General features: G+C 64.1%; 23 protein-coding genes. 15 read left to right on the plus strand and 8 right to left on the minus strand.

All coding sequences use genetic code 11. The annotated features are described in order from the left end of the window. Positions 1-70 precede the first annotated feature (70 nt). The 10 genes from ACXZ1M_RS11835 (at position 71) to ACXZ1M_RS11880 (ending at position 6,918) form a co-directional block, all read left to right on the plus strand. On the plus strand, positions 71-1,186 hold the full coding sequence (locus ACXZ1M_RS11835) for an MlaE family ABC transporter permease (protein ID WP_459053347.1): 1,116 nt from the start codon (positions 71-73) through the stop codon (positions 1,184-1,186). After that, positions 1,183-2,025: an ABC transporter ATP-binding protein gene (locus ACXZ1M_RS11840; RefSeq protein WP_459053348.1), complete on the plus strand. Its 843-nt coding sequence runs from the start codon at positions 1,183-1,185 to the stop codon at positions 2,023-2,025. Before ACXZ1M_RS11835 ends, ACXZ1M_RS11840 begins: the two co-directional genes overlap by 4 nt. After that, a complete protein-coding gene (locus ACXZ1M_RS11845; RefSeq protein WP_459053349.1) occupies positions 2,025-2,963 on the plus strand; it encodes an MlaD family protein in 939 nt (312 codons plus the stop codon). Before ACXZ1M_RS11840 ends, ACXZ1M_RS11845 begins: the two co-directional genes overlap by 1 nt. 17 nt (positions 2,964-2,980) lie before the next feature. Continuing rightward, positions 2,981-3,664, plus strand: coding sequence for an ABC-type transport auxiliary lipoprotein family protein (locus ACXZ1M_RS11850; protein WP_459053350.1), 684 nt, complete (start codon positions 2,981-2,983; stop codon positions 3,662-3,664). Positions 3,665-3,836: 172 nt separating this feature from the next. Further along, the gene (locus ACXZ1M_RS11855) at positions 3,837-4,010 is read left to right on the plus strand and encodes a hypothetical protein (protein ID WP_459053351.1); all 174 of its coding nucleotides are present in this window, start codon (positions 3,837-3,839) and stop codon (positions 4,008-4,010) included. A 236-nt stretch (positions 4,011-4,246) separates the two neighbouring features. Continuing rightward, positions 4,247-4,432 carry a hypothetical protein gene (locus tag ACXZ1M_RS11860; protein WP_459053352.1) on the plus strand — a complete coding sequence of 62 codons (186 nt, stop codon included), beginning with the start codon at positions 4,247-4,249 and terminating at the stop codon, positions 4,430-4,432. A gap of 16 nt (positions 4,433-4,448) precedes the next feature. Then, entirely contained in the window at positions 4,449-4,718 is a 270-nt protein-coding gene (locus ACXZ1M_RS11865) for a hypothetical protein (protein WP_459053353.1), read from the plus strand. A 27-nt stretch (positions 4,719-4,745) separates the two neighbouring features. Beyond that, complete coding sequence (locus ACXZ1M_RS11870) at positions 4,746-5,063, plus strand: (2Fe-2S) ferredoxin domain-containing protein (RefSeq protein WP_459053354.1); 318 nt, start codon at positions 4,746-4,748, stop codon at positions 5,061-5,063. Positions 5,064-5,066: 3 nt separating this feature from the next. Continuing rightward, complete coding sequence (locus tag ACXZ1M_RS11875; RefSeq protein ID WP_459053355.1) at positions 5,067-5,729, plus strand: alpha/beta hydrolase; 663 nt, start codon at positions 5,067-5,069, stop codon at positions 5,727-5,729. A gap of 43 nt (positions 5,730-5,772) precedes the next feature. Next, a complete protein-coding gene (locus tag ACXZ1M_RS11880; RefSeq protein WP_459053356.1) occupies positions 5,773-6,918 on the plus strand; it encodes a D-alanyl-D-alanine carboxypeptidase family protein in 1,146 nt (381 codons plus the stop codon). A 6-nt stretch (positions 6,919-6,924) separates the two neighbouring features. Here ACXZ1M_RS11880 and ACXZ1M_RS11885 read toward each other — a convergent pair whose 3' ends face one another. After that, on the minus strand, positions 6,925-8,217 hold the full coding sequence (locus tag ACXZ1M_RS11885) for an EAL and HDOD domain-containing protein (protein WP_459053357.1): 1,293 nt from the start codon (positions 8,215-8,217) through the stop codon (positions 6,925-6,927). Between the two features lie 71 nt (positions 8,218-8,288). On the opposite strand from ACXZ1M_RS11885, the gene ACXZ1M_RS11890 reads away from it, so the two are divergent. Beyond that, a complete protein-coding gene (locus ACXZ1M_RS11890; RefSeq protein WP_459053358.1) occupies positions 8,289-9,206 on the plus strand; it encodes an aldo/keto reductase in 918 nt (305 codons plus the stop codon). Here ACXZ1M_RS11890 and pssA read toward each other — a convergent pair whose 3' ends face one another. Continuing rightward, positions 9,207-9,965, minus strand: a complete 759-nt coding sequence (gene pssA, locus ACXZ1M_RS11895; RefSeq protein WP_459054001.1) for a CDP-diacylglycerol--serine O-phosphatidyltransferase — start codon at positions 9,963-9,965, stop codon at positions 9,207-9,209. A 125-nt stretch (positions 9,966-10,090) separates the two neighbouring features. On the opposite strand from pssA, the gene ACXZ1M_RS11900 reads away from it, so the two are divergent. Together ACXZ1M_RS11900 and ACXZ1M_RS11905 are read left to right on the plus strand one after the other, a co-directional pair. Next, entirely contained in the window at positions 10,091-11,029 is a 939-nt protein-coding gene (locus ACXZ1M_RS11900; RefSeq protein WP_459053359.1) for a CAP domain-containing protein, read from the plus strand. Positions 11,030-11,112: 83 nt separating this feature from the next. Beyond that, positions 11,113-11,724: an Hpt domain-containing protein gene (locus ACXZ1M_RS11905; RefSeq protein ID WP_459053360.1), complete on the plus strand. Its 612-nt coding sequence runs from the start codon at positions 11,113-11,115 to the stop codon at positions 11,722-11,724. A gap of 18 nt (positions 11,725-11,742) precedes the next feature. Here ACXZ1M_RS11905 and ACXZ1M_RS11910 read toward each other — a convergent pair whose 3' ends face one another. Further along, entirely contained in the window at positions 11,743-11,949 is a 207-nt protein-coding gene (locus tag ACXZ1M_RS11910) for a hypothetical protein (RefSeq protein WP_459053361.1), read from the minus strand. Positions 11,950-12,209: 260 nt separating this feature from the next. Between ACXZ1M_RS11910 and ACXZ1M_RS11915 the strand changes: the two genes are divergently transcribed. After that, the gene (locus ACXZ1M_RS11915) at positions 12,210-13,163 is read left to right on the plus strand and encodes a diguanylate cyclase domain-containing protein (protein ID WP_459053362.1); all 954 of its coding nucleotides are present in this window, start codon (positions 12,210-12,212) and stop codon (positions 13,161-13,163) included. Between the two features lie 34 nt (positions 13,164-13,197). Continuing rightward, a complete protein-coding gene (locus tag ACXZ1M_RS11920; RefSeq protein ID WP_459053363.1) occupies positions 13,198-14,136 on the plus strand; it encodes an SMP-30/gluconolactonase/LRE family protein in 939 nt (312 codons plus the stop codon). A gap of 65 nt (positions 14,137-14,201) precedes the next feature. On the opposite strand, the gene mnmE is transcribed toward ACXZ1M_RS11920, so the two are convergent. The 5 genes from mnmE to rpmH form a co-directional block, all read right to left on the minus strand. Then, on the minus strand, positions 14,202-15,581 hold the full coding sequence (gene mnmE, locus ACXZ1M_RS11925; RefSeq protein WP_459053364.1) for a tRNA uridine-5-carboxymethylaminomethyl(34) synthesis GTPase MnmE: 1,380 nt from the start codon (positions 15,579-15,581) through the stop codon (positions 14,202-14,204). 67 nt (positions 15,582-15,648) lie between these two features. Then, positions 15,649-17,409 (minus strand): membrane protein insertase YidC, encoded by a 1,761-nt coding sequence (yidC, locus tag ACXZ1M_RS11930; protein WP_459053365.1) that lies wholly within the window; start codon positions 17,407-17,409, stop codon positions 15,649-15,651. 8 nt (positions 17,410-17,417) lie between these two features. Beyond that, the gene (gene yidD, locus ACXZ1M_RS11935; protein ID WP_459053366.1) at positions 17,418-17,666 is read right to left on the minus strand and encodes a membrane protein insertion efficiency factor YidD; all 249 of its coding nucleotides are present in this window, start codon (positions 17,664-17,666) and stop codon (positions 17,418-17,420) included. Continuing rightward, on the minus strand, positions 17,663-18,097 hold the full coding sequence (gene rnpA, locus ACXZ1M_RS11940) for a ribonuclease P protein component (RefSeq protein ID WP_459054002.1): 435 nt from the start codon (positions 18,095-18,097) through the stop codon (positions 17,663-17,665). The genes yidD and rnpA overlap by 4 nt, the downstream gene beginning before the upstream one ends. 36 nt (positions 18,098-18,133) lie before the next feature. Then, on the minus strand, positions 18,134-18,268 hold the full coding sequence (gene rpmH, locus ACXZ1M_RS11945; protein ID WP_040378179.1) for a 50S ribosomal protein L34: 135 nt from the start codon (positions 18,266-18,268) through the stop codon (positions 18,134-18,136). Positions 18,269-18,567 lie beyond the last annotated feature (299 nt).

An 18,567-nucleotide genomic window follows, 5' to 3' on the forward strand; every position in this document is an offset into this window, starting at 1 on the left:
AGAGCGAGACAGCGCACCCCGGATGTAGGCTTTGGTAGCCTCCGGGGCCAAACTCCCTTAAACTTGCGGTATGCCTACTGCCCAAGAGCCTACTCTCACCCTCAATGCCGGCGCCGTCGCCGCTACCGGCACCTGGCAAGTGCACGCTCTGGCGCAGGGCAAGGCGATGTCCACCATTTCCACTTTCCTCAAATCCCTCAAGGGCGACCTGAAATGGGACCTGTCGGCCATCGACAGCATGGACCACATCGGCGCCCAGTTGTTCTGGAACGCCTGGGGCAAGACCCGCCCCGCCAGCCTGCAGCTGGCGCCGGGTATGGAAGAATTCTTCAAACGCCTTGAAACCACCGGCACGCTGGAACTGCCGCGCCATCGCCAGAACCGCCTGACGCTGGTGATGAAGCTGGGCTTCGCCATGCTGCTGTTCTTCGAACACCTGACCGGCCTGCTACGCCTGATCGGCCAGGTGGTGCTGGACTGCTGGCGTTTCCTGCGCCATCCGCTGCAAGGACCGTGGAAGGAAATCTCCGCCAATATCTATCACGCCGGCTTCCAGGCGCTGGGCATCACGGCGCTGGTGGGCTTCCTGATCGGCGTGGTGTTTTCCTTCCTGTCGGCGCAGCAGCTGCGCAACTTCGGCGGCGATATCTATCTGGTCAACCTGCTCGGCATGAGCATCATCCGCGAACTCGGCCCGCTGCTGGCGGCGATCCTGGTGGCCGGCCGCTCCGGGTCCTCCATCACCGCGCAGCTGGGCGTGATGCGCGTGACCGAGGAGCTGGACGCCATGCTGGTGATGGGCATTTCGCACGGCTTCCGCCTGATCATGCCCAAGGTGCTGGCACTGGCGATCGCCATGCCGCTGCTGGTGATCTGGACCGACACCATCGCGCTGATGGGCGGCATGCTGTCGGCCAAACTGGAACTGAACCTGTCGCCGCAATACTTCCTGCTCAAGCTCCCTGAAGCCGTGCCGCTGGCGAACTACATGATCGGCATCGGCAAGGGCGTGGTGTTCGGCATGCTGATCGCGCTGGTGTCCTGCCACTTCGGCCTGCGCATCAAGCCGAATACGGAGAGCCTGGGTCGCGGCACCACCACCTCGGTGGTGACGGCGATTACGGCGGTGATCCTGGCCGATGCGGTGTTCGCGATTGTGTTCAGCGGCGTGGGGTTCAGCCGATGAGCGAACAGGAAAACACCTGCGGCCCAGGCACCGGCGAACTGACGCTGGACGGCAGCGTGCCGGTAGTCGAAATCACCGGCCTGTGGACCAAATACGGCCGCACCGTGGTGCATCAGGATCTGAACCTGGAGATCCAGCAGGGCGAGATCATGTCCATCGTCGGCGGCTCCGGCACCGGCAAGACCACGCTGGTGCGGCAAATGCTGGGCCTCGAACGCCCGGCGCGCGGCTGCGTGCGCGTGTTCGGCGAAGACATCAGCGAGATCGATTCCGACCAGTTGCAGCAGCTGCGCAATCACTGGGGCATGCTGTTCCAGCAAGGCGCGCTGTATTCGGCGCTGACGGTGTTCGAGAACATCGCCCAGCCGATGCGCGAACTGCAGGTGCTGCCGGATGACCTGGTGCGCGACGCCGTGCTGCTGAAGATGAACATGGTGGGCCTGGGGCCCGAGCACGCCAACAAGATGCCGTCCGACCTGTCGGGCGGCATGGTCAAGCGCGTGGCTTTGGCGCGCGCCCTGGCGCTGGAGCCCAAGCTGCTGTTCCTGGACGAACCGACCGCCGGCCTCGATCCCGATCTGTCGGAAGCCTTCGTGGCGCTGATCAAATCCCTGCACCGCGAGCTGGGACTGACGGTGGTGATGGTGACCCATGATCTGGACACGCTGTTCGCTTTGTCCACCCGCATCGCCGTGCTGGCGGAAAAACACGTGATCGCGGTTGGCCCGCTGCGCGATGTGCTGAAAGTCGACCACCCGTTCATCAAGGAATTCTTCCTCGGTGACCGTGGCCGCCGCGCCCTTGAGGCGCTGGAAGAAAAAACATCAACGGAGCCCTGATGGAAAACCGATCCCACGCCCTGACTACCGGCTTCTTCACGATCACGCTGCTGATAGCGGCGATCCTGTACGGCCTTTGGTTCAACCGCGACCGCGTCGAGCGCGTGCCCTACGTGATCGCCACCGCGCAACCGGTGCCGGGCCTGAACCCGCAGGCGCCGATCCGCTACCGTGGCCTGGAAGTGGGCCGCGTAGGCGATATCGACTTCGATCCCAAGGTGGCCGGCCAGATCATCGTGACCCTGAATATCGATACCGATGCGCCGATCACCACCACCACCTTCGCCGGCCTGGGTTACCAGGGCGTGACCGGCATCGCCTTCATCGCGCTCGACGACGACGCGGTCGGCTCGCCGCGCCTGCCGTCCAGCGCCGAGCATCCGGCGCGCATTCCGCTGCGTCCCGGCCTGTTCGACCAGCTGGAAAAGCGCGGCAAGGAGATCCTGACGCAAACCGAGGAAGTCACGCGCCGCCTGAATACCCTGCTCAATCCGGAAAACCAGAAAGTGATCCTGGGCGCGTTTGCCGACGTCAGCGAAACCGCGCAGAAGTACCGCGAGCTGCCGGAGAAACTGCAGCCGACCATCGACAAGCTGCCGGCGCTGGCCGACCAGACCCAGAAAACGCTGAACTCCGTGACCGCGCTGGCCACCGACGTCAACAAGCTGACCACCAACCTGCAGGCCAAGGGCGGCCCGATCGACCGCATCACCACCACTGTCGAACATATCGGCGGCTCGGTGGACGCGGTGGCCGGCGGCCTGGAACTCGACACGCTGCCGCAGGTAAATTCGCTGTCGGACGAAACCCGCGCCTCCATGCGCGCGCTGCGCAAGACCATGAACAAGATTAACGACCGCCCGCAAAGCCTGATCTTCGGCGCCCCCGGCACGCCGCCCGGCCCGGGTGAAGAAGGCTTCACCGCCCAGTCCAAATAAGGGATGACGAGATGATCATGACCACCGTTCGCAACACCATCACGATCGCCGCCATGGCCGCCATGCTTGGCGCCTGCGCCAGCAAGGGCCAGACCACCGCGCAATACGACTTCGGCCCATTGCCGGCACCGGCGCCAGCGCTCAGCGCCAACGCCGGCGCAGCGGTCGGCGCCATCATCGTGGCCGACGTCACCGGCCCGGCCGCGCTGGAGACGGAGCGCATGCATTACCGGTTGCTGTATTCAGACGCCCGCCAGTCGCGCCCTTACGCCTATAACCAGTGGGTCAGCACGCCGGCCCAGCTGCTCACCCAGCGCATGAAGGCGCGCCTGTCGCAAGCCGGTGTGAAAGTGCTGTCGACCACGGACGCCGCCGCCAGCGCCACCGTGCTGCGCATGGAGGTCGAAGACTTCGCCCAGAACTTCGACAGCGCCACCGGCAGCCAGGGCGTGGTGCGCCTGCGTGCCTCGGTGTTCCGCAACCATCGGCTGGTGGACCAGAAGTCCTTCAGCGCCAGCAGCGCCGCGCCGAGCGCCGACGCCGCCGGCGGCGCGCGCGCCCTGGCCGAGTCCAGCGATACCGTGGCCGCCGACCTGATCACCTGGCTGGCGGCCCTGCCGCCGTCCGACACAGCCGACGGCGCCCGATGCCGCCATGCACCGGCCAAGCACGCCGGCGCGAGCCAGCAAGACGCGCCGTAAGCGCGCGACGCTGCGACCAGCGCGACACTACACGAGCTGGCTACCAATCTACGAACAGGCATAACCAGGGCTGGCATAACCGGCTTGAGCGCGACCAGCATGAGCCAACACATACCGGACGAGCTGAACCAGTGACACCAACATCAACGGCATACAGCCACACCAGCATCGGATGCCTAGTGCCGTACACGCGCACCAAGAGCATCAAGGCATGCCGGCATGGCCGCCGGCCGCCGGCCGCCGGTGCCGGCATCACGGGCAGATGGAAGAAATGGAGCCTGCCACAGCGGTCTCCTCCAACCTGGACTTCTACACCAACGCCGCCGGCTGCGCGCTCGGCGGCTGATCGGCGCTAACCGTGCGGCGCCTGCTGCGACCAGAGCGAACTGCAGCGCCTGCGCCGCGCCTAGTTGCACGCAGCACGCCAGCCAGGGCCTGGTGTTGCTGGCCATGGTGGGCGAGACTAACGCAAAATCTATACGGCAAAACCAATACGGCCCACCATACCGGATGGCCGAACGGAGCTATCAGAGCACGGAAATGGAAACCGACCAGCCACCGACCCGGAAACGGAACAGAGCGATGAAGAAACTGGTGCAAAAACCATCATCACCGCCTGTGGCATGGTGGGCGCCGCTGACGCTGCTATGCCTGATGCGCCGGCCGGATGCCGCCGCGCGGGCTGCTGCTGTCGGCCATGATCGCCTCCTCCATCGTGGTGCAAGGCGCTGGCTGGCGCTGCTTGCGCCGAAAAACGCCTTCGTCTGACCACACGAGGGCAGCCTTGATCGGCGCCATCATGCTGGCCGGCCTGGCCTACGCCCCGCACGTGGCGCAGCGGCGGCTGGCGGTGACCACCCTGCTGCTGGGCTTGGTCATCATCAACACCACGCCGGCCAACCCGTATTTCGTGGCCACCCTGCAGACCTGGGTCCAGGGAAAATTCCTCAATTTCAACGGCGCGGCCCAGTTCCTGTCACTGCTGTGGCCGTTCTTCGCGCTGTGGTTCCTGTGGCTGCCGTCCCACAAGCTCAACGCCGCCAAGGTATCATAGCGGCTACCATTTAAAAGAGGCATGGCCATGAGCGATACCCAATACTTCAAGCACCACGTGTTCTTCTGCATGAACAAGCGTGACGACGGCCGCAACAGCTGCGGCGACCACGGCGCGGAAACCGCGCAAAAGCACGCCAAGAAACGTTGCAAGGAACTCAACCTGAACGGCGCCGGCAAGGTCCGCATCAACCAGGCCGGCTGTCTGGACCGCTGCGAAGAAGGCCCGGTGCTGGTGGTCTACCCGGAAGGCACCTGGTACACCTACGTCGACAACAGCGACATCGATGAAATCATCGACACCCACCTGGTGCAGGGCAAGGTTGTCGATCGTCTGAAAATCTAATCCATGAACAAGAGCGAAAAATTCACCCTGGCCGGCGGCGCCGGCCAAATGGAAGGCGTTATCGATTATCCGGAAGCGGAACCGCGCGGCGTGGCCCTGGTGGCCCATCCGCACCCGCTGTACGGCGGCACCATGGACAACAAGGTGGCCGTGACCCTGATGCGCACCTTCGTCAGCCTCGGCTACGTGGTGGCGCGCATCAACTTCCGCGGCGTCGGCAAGTCCGAAGGCGTGCACGACCACGGCCAGGGTGAAACCGACGACATGGCCCTGCTGCATGCGTGGATGAGCGAAAAATATCCGGAGCTGCCGCTCGCGCTGGCCGGCTTCTCCTTCGGCACCTATGTGCAGAGCCGCCTGGCCGAGCGCCTGGCCGCCGCCGGCAAGCCGGCCGAGCGCCTGGTGCTGGTCGGCGCCGCCGCCAAGAAGTGGGAAATGGCCGCCATCCCGGCCGACACCATCCTGATCCACGGCGAAAACGACGACACCATCCCGCTGGTCGACGTGCTGGAGTGGCTGCGCCCGCAGGACATCCCGGTGATCGTGATCCCCGGCGCGGACCACTTCTTCCACCGCAAACTCGGCCACATCAAGAGCTGGGTGATCCAGCTGTGGGGGCGCGGCGGCTTAACCGGGGCTGAAACGGACACCGCAAGCGCCGATTAAGCATCTATAATCTTTGGGCTTTTAACTTTTACCACCAGATCACATGAAGAAAATTATCGCGGCACTGGCCACCAGTGTGATGTTGATGACCTCGGCCGTGGCGCAAACGCTGCCGGCCCCGACCATCGCCGCCAAATCCTGGCTGCTGCTGGACGCCACCAGCGGCCAGATCATCGCCTCGCAAGATCCCAACGCCCGCATCGAGCCGGCCTCGCTGACCAAGATCATGACGGCCTACGTGGTCTTCGGCGCGCTGCGCGACAAGAAGATCGCGCTGAACCAGATGGTCAACGTCTCCACCCGCGCCTGGAAGGTCGATTCGAGCAGCTCCAAGATGTTCATCGATCCCGCCACGCCGGTCAGCATCAACGACCTGCTGTACGGCCTGATGGTGCAGTCGGGTAACGACGCCGCCGTGGCGCTGGCCGAAGCCGTCGCCGGCGACGAGTCCGCCTTCGTGGTGATGATGAACAAGGAAGCCCAGCGCCTCGGCCTGAGCTCGACCCACTTCGCCAACCCGCACGGCCTGCCGAGCCCGGAGAACTATTCGACCGCGCAAGACCTGTCGCAACTGGCCCAGCACGTGATCAAGGACTTCCCAGAGTTCTACAAGATCGATTCGGTGAAGAGCTTCACCTACAACAAGATCACCCAGCAGAACCGCAACCGCCTGCTGTGGCTGGACCCGACCGTGGACGGCATGAAAACCGGCCACACCGAAGCGGCCGGCTACTGCATGATCGCCTCGGCGCACCGTCCCAACGGCGCCGGCGAGCGCCGCCTGATCTCGGTGGTGCTGGGCACCTCGTCGGACCAGGTCCGCACGCAGGAAAGCCAGAAGCTGCTGAACTGGGGCTTCCAGAACTTCGACACGGTCAAGCTGTACTCGAAGGGCCAGCCGATCGCCACGCCGGAAATCTGGAAGGGTTCGAAGAACCAGGTCAAGATCGGCTTCGCCAACGACGTCATGGTGACCGTGCCGAAGGGTGTGGACGCCAAGATGAAGCCGGCGCTGGAACGCAAGGACCCGCTGGTCGCGCCGCTGGCCGAGAACAGCCGCGTCGGCACCCTGAAGATGGTGGTCGACGGCAAGCCGATGCTGGAACTGCCGGTGGTGGCGCTGGAGACCGTGGACCAAGCCTCGATCTTCGGCCGCGCCTGGGATTCGATCCGCCTCTGGCTGAAATAAACGTCGCTAGTCGGCGCCCGTCTGTTTCATTGACTCCTGCGCCCACTCGAAGGCGGCCTGTCCCACTGCGGGCAGGCCGTTGATATCGATATCCAGCGTTTCCGCAATCCCCATCGCGCGCCCGACCTTGTCGCGCTCCAGCAGCATCACCATCATCAGATACGGGCTGTAGACGCCCTCGCTGCCCAGCAGCACATCGCGGATATCATCCGACAAGTGCATCTTGCCGACCAGGTTGGCCATCGGCACACCCAGCAGCGCATCGAACAGCGACAGCAATCCCACCAGGAACAACTCATCGCGCTTGGCCTGCGGCAGTGTGCTGCACGTCTCCAGGAAACGCGCGCGCGTCAGCGCCACTTCCAGCAGCGACTCATCGCGCTCCCTGGTGGCGCCGCCGCCCAGGCGGAACATGGACACCGTCAAACCGCGATACAGCTGGTTCCGTCCCAGCACCATGAAAGCCTGCTGCAGGCTGGTCACCTTGGTGGTCTGGCCGCTGCCCGGCGCATTGGCCCATTGCAGCACCTGGTAGGTCATGCCCGGATCGCGCTTGGCCACCTCGATCATGGCCGGCAGCTCGGCGTCGGTGCGCAGCAGATTCAGCAACTCGATCGACGTCATGCGGCTCTGGTCGATCTTGGCGTCCGGGTCCACCTTGTCGGTAGTGGTCAGGAAGTGACCCATGAAATAATTGGCGCCCCACGAGGCGCACATGCGCTGCTCGTCCCACGACTCGACGCCGTCGACCACCAGCTTCAGGTCCGGATAGCGCAGGCGCAGCTGCTTGGAAAGGGTCTGGAATTCGGCCAGCGTATGCTCGTTCAGGTACAGGATCACGAAATCGCACAGGGCCAGCAGCGGCGCATCGTCCGCCTCCAGCGTCACGCCGCGCAGGGCCAGCTTGCAGCCGGTGGCGCGCAGCGCCGACAGCGTCGCCTCCGACAATCCGTCGGCGCGGCGGTCCAGCAGGAAAACGGTATTGGGAGCGACCAGCGGCAGGTACAGATTTTCAGCCACCGCCTCGACGCCGATCTGCACCATCGCCATGCGATTCTGGGCGAACCCGGGCACCTCGGCGGCGACCAGCGCATCGATCATGGCCGCGTCCGGCGGCGGCGCGCTGAAGCGGTAGCCGGACAGGCGATGACGATCATCGACGATCTCAACGCGGGTGACGATGACCCTGCTCTCGGGCGGCGCCACGGCGGCCGCTGCGGAGACAGGTGCTGCGGCCGGCGCGCTGACCGGGGCTGCGTCAGGTTCGGGCTTCGATTTTAGAAACGATAAAAATCCCACTACGGCCTCCGTTCGGTCTGGCTTACCTTCCGATCATACTATAATTCTTGCTCTCACTTAACTTGGAAAGTATGCCCATGACCGACCTGACCTGCCCTTCCGTCGTTACCTACCCAGGCGGCCTGACGCTGTCGCGCATCGTCGCCGGCATGTGGCGCATGAACGAATGGAAGCTGACGCCGCAACAGCGCGTCGCATGGATCGAACAGGCGCTGGCCATGGGCGTGACCAGCTTCGACCACGCCGACATCTACGGCGGCTACGGCGTCGAAGCCACCTTCGGCGAGGCGCTGGCGCTGCAGCCTTCGCTGCGCGACAAGATGCAGCTCATCAGCAAGTGCGGCATCAAGCTGGTGAACGGCGCGCGTCCCGAGCACACCATTCAGCACTATGACACCAGCGCTGGCCACATCATCGCCTCGGCGGAGAACTCGCTGCGCCAGCTGGGCACCGACCACCTGGACCTGCTGCTGATCCACCGTCCGGACCCGCTGATGGACTTCGACGAAATCGCCGGCGCCTTCGCGCAGCTCAAGCAAGCCGGCAAGGTCAAGCATTTCGGCGTGTCCAACTTCAGCCGCCACCAGTTTGAAAGCCTGAACCGCCGCATCGCGCTGGCCACCAACCAGATCGAGTTCTCGCCGCTGAACGTGGCGCCGATGTTCGATGAAACCTTCGACGGCCTGCAGGACCTGGGCGTGGCGCCGATGATCTGGTCGCCACTGGGCGGCGGCCGCCTGTTCAGCAGCGACGACGCGGCCGGCGTGCGTGTGCGCGCGGCGATCCAGAAGGTGGCCGACGAACTGCAACGCCCGTTGGGCAGCGTGGTGTTTGCGTGGATTATGCAACTGCCTTGCCGCCCGCTGCCGCTGACCGGCTCGGGCCGCATCGAGGCGGTCAAGGAAGCGGTGCAAGCGACCCAGTTCAGCCTGAGCCGCAGCCAGTGGTTCGAGATCCTGCGCGCGGCGCGCGGCCACGAAGTCGCCTGATCAGTCACCGTTGTAGACGACCGGCGGGGCGATGCCCGTCCAGCCGGTCGTCCACGCCGCGTTCAGCAGCAGCGTGAAGCCAATGTAGCAGGCGAAGAACAGCACGAAGTACGCCGCCTGCAGCCAGGCCAGCAAGCCCAGGTTGACCAGCAACAGCACCAGCGCGCCCCAGCTTTTCTTTTGCTTGGAGCTGGGGAAACGCACGGTCGACACCATCAGGCTGCCCACCACGAACAACAGCAGCACGATCAGGCCGCCTTGCAGCACCGTCATCGCCGGAGCCGGCCACGCCACCACCACCGAGGCCACGCAGGCCGCCCCCGCCGTGATCGGCATGCCGACGAAGTAGCGCGGATCGGTACGGCCGACGCTGACGTTGAAGCGCGCCAGCCGCAGCGCGCCGCACGCCACGAAGAAGAAACTGGCCATGCCGCCCAGGCGCAGCAGGGTCGGATGATCGAGTCCCATGTGCTGGAAGCCCCAGCAATACAGCAGCAGGCCCGGCGCGCAGCCGAAGTTCATCACGTCGGCGATGGAATCGAGCTGCATGCCGAAGTCGGACTGGGTATTGGTGGCGCGCGCCACCATGCCGTCGAGCGCGTCGAACACGCCGGCCAAGACCAACAGCACGGCGGCCAGGCGATAGTCCTGGGCCGCGCCTTCCCGCGCATTGTCGACCGAAATGACGATGCTGCCGAAACCGCAGGCGATCGACATCAGGGTCACGATGCTGGGCAGGGCAAACTTGGCGCGCTGCATGCGCTGGTGGTGTGTGGGCTTCAAATCGGCGGCAATCCTAAAGAAACGCCAAGCTTAACATGTGTAACGAAAGCGGCGAATCCGAAATACGGCCTAGAATCGGACTCATGGTACAGGAGTACATCATGGAAAAATGGCGATTATCTCTGGCTGCGCTACTGAGCTCAGCCTTGTTGGCCGCTTGCGGCGGTGGCGGCGGCGACAGCTCGGCCGTGACCGGCCCCACCACCAACCTGCCGCCGGCGATGCAGGAACCGGGCGCGCCCACGCTCACCGGCAACACCGCGACCGACGGCTTCAACTGGTTCAACTACCGGCGCGCGCAGGTCGGCCTGTCCACGCTCACGCGCAACAGCCGCATCGACATTGCCGCGCAGGGGCATTCGGACTACCAGCGCCTGAACCGCACCATCACCCATGAGCAGACGCCCGGGCTGAGCGGCTTCACCGGCGCCGTGCTGCAGGACCGGCTGAAGGCGGCAGGCTATGTGCTGAGCGGCGACTTTGTGGCCGGCGAAGTCATTTCCGCCACCACCAGCGGCTCCGGCTTCTTCCAGGCCGAGGAGCTGATCACCGCGATTTACCACCGCTTCGTCATCTTCGAGCCGACCTTCAAGGAGCTCGGCACGGGGGCCGCCACGGTTGCCGGCGGCTACACCTACTTCACGGCCGACTTCGCCGCCATCAATGGCCTGACCGGGCTGGGCGCGGGCAAGATCGCCATCTACCCGATCAACAACCAGACCGGCGTGCCGGCCAATTTCTTCAGCGACAGCGAATCGCCCGATCCGGTGCCCGACCGCAACGAGGTTGGCTATCCGGTCAGCGTGCATGCGGACCAGGGCAGCACGGTGGTGGTGCAAAGCTTCACCATCACGCCGCGCGGCGGCGCCGCGCTGCCCACCCGGCTGCTGAGTTTGGGCGCCGGCACCAGCACGACCGCCAGCGCGGCCGCCATCGTGCCGCTGGCGCCGCTCAAGGCGGCGACCGTGCACGACGTCAGCTTCACCGGCACGGTCGGCGGCGCGGCCGTCTCGCGCACATGGTCGTTCACCACTAAATAAAAGCGCTGAATGTTGCAGGATTTTAACTGCGAAAGGGAAGGGCTCTGCTATCTTAGCGGTAACACCAACAGCCCATCCGCCCGATGACCTCAACCAGCACGCCCCCATCCACCGAGGGCCACATACTGCAAGTAGAGACCGGCTTGCAGCAGCTGATGGGAGACCGCGACCTCTATCTGCAAATCCTGCGCCGCTTCCGCCAGCGCTATCCGGACAGCGGCTGCGAAGCGCGCAAGGCCTTGACCGGTGGCGAACCCGGCCACGGGCAGCGCATCATCCACACCCTCAAGGGCGCGGCCGGCATGATCGGCGCGCAACAAGTGTATTTGCTAGCCTCGAAACTGGAGCCGCTGTGCGCCGGGCCGGCGGCCGGCTGGTCGGCGCTGCTGGCGCAGCTGGAACAGGCGCTGCGCAGCCTGGTGGTGGAAATCGACGGCGTGCTCGATGGCGAGGGTCAGGCACTGCTGGCGGCGCCGGCGGCCGGCAGCGCACACCAGCCCGAAACCAGCATGCTGTTGCAGCATCTGGCACGCCTGCTGGACGAAGGGGATGGATCGGCGATCGATGTGCTGGAGCAATCGGCCACAGTGCTGGCGGCAAGCCTGGGCGTGGCGGTATTTCAAGAAGTGACGGAAGCGGCGCACCAGTTCGATTTTGAAGCGGCGCTGGCGAGCTTGCGGACGGCGATCAATTAACGATCGAAGCAAGCCGCCCTAGCGCGTATATTCCTTTTCCTCGTCGAAGGCGTCGGCGCACTCCTTGTCGCAGAAGCGGCGCACGTTATCGAGCGGTTTCTCGCAATACCAGCAGGCGCCCTTGGGCGGCAGCATCTGGCGCGTGCGTGCCGGCGTCATCGGTGCGGCGGCGGACGGCGGCCTGGGCGGGCCGTCATCCGCTATGCTCTCTTGTATCGGTTCCACGATCCCCTCCTTTCCAGGCCAAGCTCAGGTCAGTTGCAAGATTACTTCAGCGGAATTATCGCAAGCATGAGAATTATCAACGGTTGCATGAAACCGCACAGCCATTTGCGACAATCAATAATAGCAGGATAAATGCGACGGTCGCTGCGGCAAAAGACGGTGAAATATTTTTCAATGAAAACCCCGCCGGCGATAGGCAAGCCCTGTCAGGTCCGAGCGCTTATAATCCAGACACCACAACTGACGTGCCTGGATATCGCATGCAAGAACATCACTTTTCCGCCCGTGTGCTGGGGCTGGCCAACCTGGGAATGATCGTGGTCGACGCCGGCCTGCACATCGTACTCTGGAACCAATGGATGGCCAGCCGCTCCGGCAAGTCCGCGCACCGGGTGATCGGGCAAGACCTGTTCGACCTGTACGGCGAGCTGCGCGGCCAGCGGCTGGAGCAGGCGGTGCACAGCGCTCTGCAAAGCAACCTGCCGCAGACGCTGTCGCCGGCGCTCAATCCCTCGCCGTTCCCGCTGTACCCGGCCGGCAGCTGGGGCGGCGAGCGGGTGGAACAGGCGGTAGCGGTGACGCCGTTCAACGAAGGCCAGGAGCGCTACTGCCTGATCGAAGTCAGCGACATCAGCACCATCGTCGGCCGCGAGCGCCAGCTGCGCAGCCAGGCCGAAGCGCTGCGCGCGCAATCTTACGTGGACGGCTTGACCGGCATCGCCAACCGCCGCCACTTCGACGTCGCCATGGACCGCGAACTGCGGCGCGCCATGCGCAATGAAGGGCAGCTGTCGCTGCTGCTGATGGACATCGACTCGTTCAAAGCCTATAACGACCACTTCGGCCACCAACAGGGCGACGCCTGCCTGACGCTGGTGGCGGAAGCCTTCGCCTCCATGCTGCAGCGTCCGGCCGACCTGGCGGCGCGCTACGGCGGCGAGGAATTCGCGGCCGTGCTGCCGGACACCAGCGCCGAGCAGGCCGCGCAGCATGCCGAAGCGATCCGCGCCAAGATCGCATCGCTGGAAATCACGCACGCGCCGGCGGCCACGCGCCCGCACGTGACCATGAGCATCGGCGTGGCCTCCTTCGACAAGGACCACCTGGCCGACGTCGCCGCCATGCTGGCCGCCGCCGACGGCTGTTTGTACGCGGCCAAGAAGGCCGGCCGCGACTGCGTCATCGTGCACCGTCCGCAGGCCGATGCGGCCTGATTATTCACTCCCACTCACCGACAGGATCCACACAATGAAACTACGCCACCTCGTTCTCAGCCTGGCAGCCGTGCTGGCCGCGCCCTACGCCCAGTCCGCGCCTGGCGCGTGCAGCGGCAAGGCGCCGTCCGGCGAACTGACGGCCACCCGCATCGCCGCCGCCAACAGCACGCGCAGCGAGCCGGGCTTGTACGAGGGACCGGTATGGATCAAGGACGCGCTGTACTTCTCGGACTTCACGTTCGCCCCGGGCTTCCCGTCGCGCATCCGCAAGCTGGACGCGGACGGCAAGGTCAGCACCGTGATTGAAGACAGCGGCAGCAACGGTTTGGCGACGGACGGCAAGGGCAACATCATCGCCGCCACGCACAAATACAAATCGGTCTCGCGCTACACGCTGGACGGCAAGCGCAGCGACGTGGTCAAGCAATACGAAGGCAACGTCTTCAACTCGCCGAACGACATGGCGCTGGCGGCCGACGGCACGCTGTACTTCAGCGACCCGGCCTTCCAGCGCGACGCCGCGCCGGGCGGCCAGGACAAGACGCGCGTGTACCGCGTGGCGACCGACGGCAATGTCACGGTGGTGGACGACACGTTGAAGAATCCGAACGGCGTATCGCTGTCGCCGAAGGGTGATGTGCTGTACGTGAACGGCATGGTGGGCGAGCACGGCGTGCTGCGTTCGTACGCCATCGTGAACGGCGTGCCGCAGCAGGGCAAGACGCTGGTGGACAAGCTGGGCATCCCGGACGGCATGGCGGTTGACTGCCACGGCAACATCTACGTGACGGAACATGCGGACAAGCGCCTGAGCGTCTTCACGCCCGCTGGCGAAAAAATCGCCACGATCAAAGTGGACGCCAACGTCACCAACGCCGCCTTCGGTGGCGCCGACGGCAAAACACTCTACATCACCGGCGCCGGCGCCGTCTGGCAACTCAAACTCGACGTCACCGGCTCGCCGTACTAAAAATCCGGGGTCAGTTCTGCCATTGGTACATGAGCCCGTGTGCGATTGGCAGAACTGACCCCGGATTATTTTCCGATGCAGAAGCGGCTGAAGATGACGCCTAGCAGGTCGTCGGAGGAGAAGGCGCCGGTGATGCTGGAGAGTTGGACTTGCGCCAGCCGCAGTTCTTCCGCGAACAAGTCCAGCGATTGGTCGCTTTGCGCCGCGTGTTCGCCCGCGCGTTGCAGGTGTGCGCCGGCATTCTTCAGCGCGATCAGGTGGCGTTCGCGCGCCAGGTAGAGCGATTCGCCGGTTTGCTGCCAGCCGGCGATGCGCAGCAGTTCCTTGCGCAGCAAATCAATCCCGATGTGCTCGTGCGCCGACAGGTAGATGTGAGTGGCGTCGTCCATCTGGTCCACCGCCGGCTTGTGGCCCGATAAGTCAATCTTGTTCCAGATGCGCAGCACCGGCACGCTTTCCGGGAAGGCGGCGGTGATGTTTTCATCCGACCGCGACGGCCCGTGGTCGGCGTCCAGCAGGTGCAGGATGACGTCGGCCTTGCCGACCTCCGCCCAGGTGCGCTCGATGCCGATGCGCTCCACCACGTCCACCGCTTCTTCCGCCGCGCGGATGCCCGCCGTGTCGATGATGTTGAGCGGGATGCCTTCGATCTGGATGGTTTCCGTGACCTTGTCGCGCGTGGTGCCGGCGATCGGCGTGACGATGGCGACGTCGTTGCCCGCCAGCGCGTTCAACAGCGACGATTTGCCCACGTTCGGCTGCCCCACCAGCACCACGTTCAAGCCTTCACGCAGCAAGGCGCCCTGCGCCGCCTGTTTGAAGACTTGCTCTAATGCGCTGAGGATGCCCTTCAATTGCCCGCGCGCGTCGGATTTTTCCAGGAAGTCGATCTCTTCCTCCGGGAAATCCAGCGTCGCTTCCACCAGCATGCGCAAGTTGGTGACGCTGCCCACCAGCGTGTTGACCGTTTTCGAGAACGCGCCCGACAGCGATTGCGACGCCGATTTGGCCGCCGCTTCGGTCGAGGCGTCGATCAGGTCGGCCACCGCTTCGGCCTGCGCCAGATCGAGCTTGTCGTTGAGGTAGGCACGGCGCGTGAATTCGCCCGGCTCGGCCAGCCGCACGCCCTGCTCCGCGCCCGCTTCCAGCACCCGCGCCAGCAGCATTTGCAACACGATCGGGCCGCCGTGACCTTGCAGTTCCAGCACGTCTTCCCCGGTGTACGAGTTCGGACCCTTGAACCAGATGGCGATGCCCTGGTCGATCACGCCGCCGTCGGCTTGCGTGAAGGGGATGTAGGTGGCGTGGCGCGGCTTCAAGGCGGTGTCGCCGAACAGCGCGGCGATCAGCGGTTTGAGGTTTTTGCCGGAGGCGCGCACGACGCCGATGCCGCCGCGTCCCGGTGCGGTGGCGATGGCGGCGATGGGGGAGGAGTCAATATTCATAGACGAATTGTAAGGTATAAAAAAAGCCCGCGATTAACACGGGCTTTTAAGCAACAGCTTGGGGCTATTAAGCTTTTACAGGCTCAACCGCGCCGAACTTCTTGGAGATCACATACTGTTGACCAATCGACAGCACGTTGTTCACCACCCAGTACAGCACCAGGCCGGACGGGAAGAAGAAGAACATGACCGAGAACGCCAGCGGCATGAACAGCATCATCTTGGCCTGCATCGGATCGGCCGGCGCAGGATTGAGCTTGGTGGTGATGAACATCGAGATCGCGTACAGCACCGGCAGGATCGCATACGGATCATGCTGCGCCAGGTCGGTGATCCAGCCCATCCACGGCGCGCCGCGGATTTCCACCGCCGCCTGCAGCACGTAGTACAGCGAGATGAAGACCGGCATCTGCACCAGGATCGGCAGGCAGCCGCCCAGCGGGTTGATCTTCTCCGACTTGTACAGCTCCATGGTGGCCTGGTTCATCTTGGCCGGGTCGCCTTTGTAACGCTCGCGGATGGCTTGCATCTTCGGCGTGACCAGCTTGACCTTGGCCATGCTGCGGTAACCAGCGGCCGACAGCGGGAAGAACAGCAGCTTGATCAGGATGGTGAACGCGATAATCGTCCAGCCCCAGTTGCCCAGCACCGAGTGGATCTGCTCGATCACCCAGAACATCGGCTTGGCGATCATCGCCAGCCAGCCGTAATCCTTGACCAGTTCCAGGCCCGGCGATACCGGCTCCAGCAGCTTCGATTCCTGCGGACCCGAGAACAGCTTGGCGTCGTTGCTCACCGTCGCGCCCGGCGCCAGCGTGCCCAGCGGCTGCTTGATGCTGATGCCGTAGACGTTGGTGTCGATCTTTTCGGTGGTGATGTCATGCGTCAGCTTAGGCTGAGGAATGAAGGCCGAGACGAAGAAGTGCTGCGAGATCGCGATCCAGCCGTTGTCGGCCTTGGTGGCGTGCTCCTGCACCACAGGCTTGCCGGTCTTGGCCGATTCCTGCGCGGCTTTTTCCAGCTTCTCGAACTGCAGCTTCTCGTAGCGCTTTTCTTCCGTGTACAGGGTAGGACCGGTGTAGCTGCTGTTGAAGAAGGAGTCGCCGGCCGGCTTGTTGCCGTCGTGCGCCAGTTGCAGGTACAGCTGCGGCGCCACCGGCGCGGTGCCGGTGTTGGTGACGTCGTGACGCACGTCCACCACGTAGTCGCCGCGCTTGAAGGTGAAGGTCTTGGTCAGCTTGACGCCGCCCGCTTCCGATTCCAGCACCAGTTGCACCTGGTTGGCGTCGTTCAGCATGCGCGGGCCAGGCTTGGCCACGAAGCCGGTGGTGTGGTTAGGCAGGCCAGGCGCGCCGATCAGGCCGGTACGGGCCAGATAGGTCTTGCCGGTCGAGGCGTCGACGTCGAACAGCACGATGTTCTTGCTGTTGTCGCCCGGCTTGCACCATTCGAACAGGCCGAAGCAGCCGCCGAACCAGCCCGGATGGCCGTTTTCTTTGTACTTGAGCAGTTCCAGACGGCGGATCACGCCACCCTGGGTATCGATGTCGGCACGGACCACGTCGGTGGTGATGGTGATGCGCTCGGCCTTGAACGGCGCGGCATCGGCAGCGGCGGTTGCGCCAGCTCCTGGCACGGCGGCGGCCGCACCAGCTGCGGCGGCGGCCGGCACGTCGGATTTCTTCGCCTCAGGCGCCTTGGCCGTCTGCGCCGGCGGAGGCGGCGCAAACATCGATGGATGGCCGTTGGAGATCTGCCAGTTGTTCCACAGAACAAACAGCGACACCGCAAACACGATCCACAGGATGGTACGTTTATTGATATCCATTATTTCAATCAGGAGTGGTTGCAACCGCAAGCGGTTGTAGAGGAATTCGGGGGAACCGGATCAACGCCGCCCGGATGCCACGGATGGCAACGACAGACGCGCTTGACGGCCAGCAGGCTGCCCTTGGCCGCGCCATGGACTTGCAACGCTTCCAGCGCATAGTTCGAGCAGCTCGGGTGAAAGCGGCAGCTCGGCGTCATCATCGGGCTGATGGCCAGTTGATAGAAGCGCAGCAGGAAGCGGAGCACGGTTTTCATGGCGACGTATCTGGAGGCGGCGACGTTGAAGGCAAGGCCGGCCGGCCCACTTTCGCCTGCGCGGCGAACAGACGTGTCAATTCCACCCGCAAGGCCGCTTTCAGCTTTGCAGTGGTGGCAGGTCCGTCCTTGCTGTTGACCGGCTTGGCCAGGCGCACCACGCAATCGATGGCGGGCAGGCCGGTGGTGCGGAACAGCTCGCGCGTGACACGCTTGATCGTATTGCGGGTGACGGCGCGCGGCGCAAAGCGCTTGGCCACCACGACGCCCAGCCGCGCATGCGGCAGTTGGTTCAGACGGGTGTACAGCACGAAATGCGCGCTTTTTTGGCTGGGGCGCAAACGAAAAACGGATGAAAATTCATCCGTTTTAACGATACGCCGAGCGCGCGCGAAGTCGTGTGAACCTTCGCCTGTCGAGCCGCTGTTGATGCAGCTGTCCACGCGATCAGCTAACAAGCTAATGGCTTATACAGCCAGACGCTTGCGGCCTTTGGCGCGGCGTGCGTTCAGCACTTGGCGGCCACCACGGGTAGCCATGCGTGCGCGGAAGCCGTGGGTACGCTTACGGCGTACAACGGAAGGTTGGTAAGTACGTTTCATGTTGGTCTCGCTAAAAGCAGAAAAAAATGCAAAATCGGGTCAGACGGCCCGTCAGTTTTTGGTGCCAATGACACTTCGCGCACCTATGCCAACGCTATCCGGCACAAGCTGGGTCCATCTCATCGCCCGCTAAATCCTCGCTACTCCATATCGCTATCCATGTGAAGAAACAAGGAATACGGGCGGGGAACCCTGAATTATCAGCATTTCGGTCCCGCTTGTCAACACCAGACTGCCGCCATTTACCTTCCCGCCCCCGCCTTGGGCACGAAAAAATCCTGCCGTGCCTGTGGATAACT

The organism is Duganella paludis, assembly GCF_054461335.1.

What these genes read in the sequence shown, in the direction of transcription:
- ACXZ1M_RS11835 (WP_459053347.1), top strand. Translation starts at nt 71, where the DNA reads ATGCCTACTGCCCAAGAGCCTACTCTCACCCTCAATGCCGGCGCCGTC.
- ACXZ1M_RS11840 (WP_459053348.1), top strand. Translation starts at nt 1,183, where the DNA reads ATGAGCGAACAGGAAAACACCTGCGGCCCAGGCACCGGCGAACTGACG.
- ACXZ1M_RS11845 (WP_459053349.1), top strand. Translation starts at nt 2,025, where the DNA reads ATGGAAAACCGATCCCACGCCCTGACTACCGGCTTCTTCACGATCACG.
- ACXZ1M_RS11850 (WP_459053350.1), top strand. Translation starts at nt 2,981, where the DNA reads ATGACCACCGTTCGCAACACCATCACGATCGCCGCCATGGCCGCCATG.
- ACXZ1M_RS11855 (WP_459053351.1), top strand. Translation starts at nt 3,837, where the DNA reads ATGCCTAGTGCCGTACACGCGCACCAAGAGCATCAAGGCATGCCGGCA.
- ACXZ1M_RS11860 (WP_459053352.1), top strand. Translation starts at nt 4,247, where the DNA reads ATGAAGAAACTGGTGCAAAAACCATCATCACCGCCTGTGGCATGGTGG.
- ACXZ1M_RS11870 (WP_459053354.1), top strand. Translation starts at nt 4,746, where the DNA reads ATGAGCGATACCCAATACTTCAAGCACCACGTGTTCTTCTGCATGAAC.
- ACXZ1M_RS11875 (WP_459053355.1), top strand. Translation starts at nt 5,067, where the DNA reads ATGAACAAGAGCGAAAAATTCACCCTGGCCGGCGGCGCCGGCCAAATG.
- ACXZ1M_RS11880 (WP_459053356.1), top strand. Translation starts at nt 5,773, where the DNA reads ATGAAGAAAATTATCGCGGCACTGGCCACCAGTGTGATGTTGATGACC.
- ACXZ1M_RS11890 (WP_459053358.1), top strand. Translation starts at nt 8,289, where the DNA reads ATGCCCATGACCGACCTGACCTGCCCTTCCGTCGTTACCTACCCAGGC.
- pssA (WP_459054001.1), bottom strand. Translation starts at nt 9,965, where the DNA reads ATGCAGCGCGCCAAGTTTGCCCTGCCCAGCATCGTGACCCTGATGTCG.
- ACXZ1M_RS11900 (WP_459053359.1), top strand. Translation starts at nt 10,091, where the DNA reads ATGGAAAAATGGCGATTATCTCTGGCTGCGCTACTGAGCTCAGCCTTG.
- ACXZ1M_RS11905 (WP_459053360.1), top strand. Translation starts at nt 11,113, where the DNA reads ATGACCTCAACCAGCACGCCCCCATCCACCGAGGGCCACATACTGCAA.
- ACXZ1M_RS11915 (WP_459053362.1), top strand. Translation starts at nt 12,210, where the DNA reads ATGCAAGAACATCACTTTTCCGCCCGTGTGCTGGGGCTGGCCAACCTG.
- ACXZ1M_RS11920 (WP_459053363.1), top strand. Translation starts at nt 13,198, where the DNA reads ATGAAACTACGCCACCTCGTTCTCAGCCTGGCAGCCGTGCTGGCCGCG.
- mnmE (WP_459053364.1), bottom strand. Translation starts at nt 15,581, where the DNA reads ATGAATATTGACTCCTCCCCCATCGCCGCCATCGCCACCGCACCGGGA.
- yidC (WP_459053365.1), bottom strand. Translation starts at nt 17,409, where the DNA reads ATGGATATCAATAAACGTACCATCCTGTGGATCGTGTTTGCGGTGTCG.
- yidD (WP_459053366.1), bottom strand. Translation starts at nt 17,666, where the DNA reads ATGAAAACCGTGCTCCGCTTCCTGCTGCGCTTCTATCAACTGGCCATC.
- rpmH (WP_040378179.1), bottom strand. Translation starts at nt 18,268, where the DNA reads ATGAAACGTACTTACCAACCTTCCGTTGTACGCCGTAAGCGTACCCAC.